The sequence below is a fragment of the Acidovorax cavernicola genome (assembly GCF_003581445.1).
In genome coordinates this window covers 1-1,668 of sequence record NZ_QXMN01000189.1, presented here as the reverse complement: position 1 = coordinate 1,668, position 1,668 = coordinate 1, and the positions used below count along the sequence as shown (strand labels likewise).

General features: G+C 66.9%; 2 protein-coding genes. Both read left to right on the top strand.

The window, feature by feature from the left end; genetic code table 11:
* A partial coding sequence (locus tag D3H34_RS32360) for a CpaE/TadZ family protein (RefSeq protein ID WP_434057728.1) occupies window positions 1–584 on the top strand: 584 nt, incomplete at its 5' end.
* Window positions 585–614: 30 nt separating this feature from the next.
* Window positions 615–1,668, top strand: a 1,054-nt coding sequence (locus D3H34_RS32355; RefSeq protein ID WP_147400577.1) for a TadA family conjugal transfer-associated ATPase, incomplete at its 3' end; no start/stop codon positions are given.

Genomic DNA, 1,668 nt, shown 5'->3' with positions numbered 1-1,668 from the left:
TCCATCGGCTGGATGCGTCCTTTCTCGCGGCCAGCACGGTCAAGATCACGCCGCGCCTGCATGTGCTCGCGGCGCCCGAGGATGCGATGCACGCCATGGAAGTCGAGCCCCTGCATGTGGACGCCATCCTGCAGTTGGCCGCCGCGCACTATGAGTTCGTGCTGCTGGACATGGGGCGCCTGCTGGACCCGCTGGCGCTGCGCGTGCTGGACAGGGCCCAGGTCATCGCGCCGGTGCTGCTGCCCAACGTGCCGGCCGTGCGCAACGCGCAGAAGCTGCTGCGCATGTTCCAGGAGCTGGGTTATGCGGACAGCCGCCTGCACCCGGTGCTGAACCGGCTGGACCGGCGCAGCGAGATCGGCCTGCCCGAAGTGCGCAAGGCGCTGGGCGGCGCCCAGCAATGGCACAGCATTTCCGATGCCGCGCACGAGGTGCAGGCCGCGATCAACGCGGGCCTGCCGCTGGCCGAATCCAGCCGCGGCAGCGCCGTGGTGCGTGAGCTCGCGGCCTGGGCCGATGCGCTGGCCCCCCAGGTCCATGCAGAAGGCAGCGGCATTTTGCACCGGCTCTTTCGCCGGGCCTGAACACCTCCAGTCGCACAGAAGGAGACGGTCATGTCACTACGAGACTTCCTCGCTACACCAGCGACGCGCAGCCCCAGACCTGTGCTGCAGGCTGTCCCCGAACCAGCGGTGCCGATGGCAGAGGCGCCGCCAGCGCCTTCCACGCCCCTTTACGGCCACTCCGCCGCCTATCTGGCGCTCAGAGGCCGCATCCATGCCAAGCTGGTGGAGCGCTTCGACCTGGCCGCGCTCGAGTCCTTGTCGACCCAGACGCTGCAGCAGGAAATCGCGGCCATGACCGAGCGCCTGCTGGCGGAAGACTCCGAGGCGATCAACGATCTGGAAAGAAAGCTGCTGGTCCGGGACATACAGCATGAGATGCTGGGCTTCGGCCCTCTCGAGCTGCTGATGGCCGACCCGGCAGTTTCGGACATCCTGGTCAATCGCCACGACCAGATCTATGTCGAGCGCCATGGCCGGCTGGAGCTGACGCCCGTGGTCTTCACCGACGAAAAGCACCTGCTGCGCATCATCGACAAGATCGTCTCGCGCATCGGCCGGCGCATCGATGAATCCAGTCCGATGGTCGATGCGCGCCTGCCCGACGGCTCGCGCGTGAACGCCGTGATTGCGCCGGTGGCGCTGGACGGCCCCATGATGTCGATACGCCGCTTTGCGCGCACGCCGCTGCGCATGGAGAACCTGATCAATGATCTCAAGAGCCTGACGCCGGGAATGGCCCTGGTGCTGGAGGCGCTGGCCAAGGCCAAGGTCAACATGGTCATCTCGGGCGGCACCGGCGCCGGCAAGACGACGCTGCTCAACATTCTCTCGGGCTATATCCCCGCCACGGAACGCGTGGTCACCATCGAGGATGCCGCTGAACTGCAACTGCAGCAGCCGCATGTGGTGCGCATGGAAACCCGCCCGCCCAACATCGAAGGGCGCGGCGAGATCACGCAGCGCTCGCTGGTGCGCAACGCGCTGCGCATGCGGCCGGACCGGATCATCATCGGCGAGGTGCGCGGCGCCGAGGCCGTGGACATGCTGCAGGCCATGAACACCGGGCACGAAGGCTCGTTGACCACGATCCATGCCAATACCC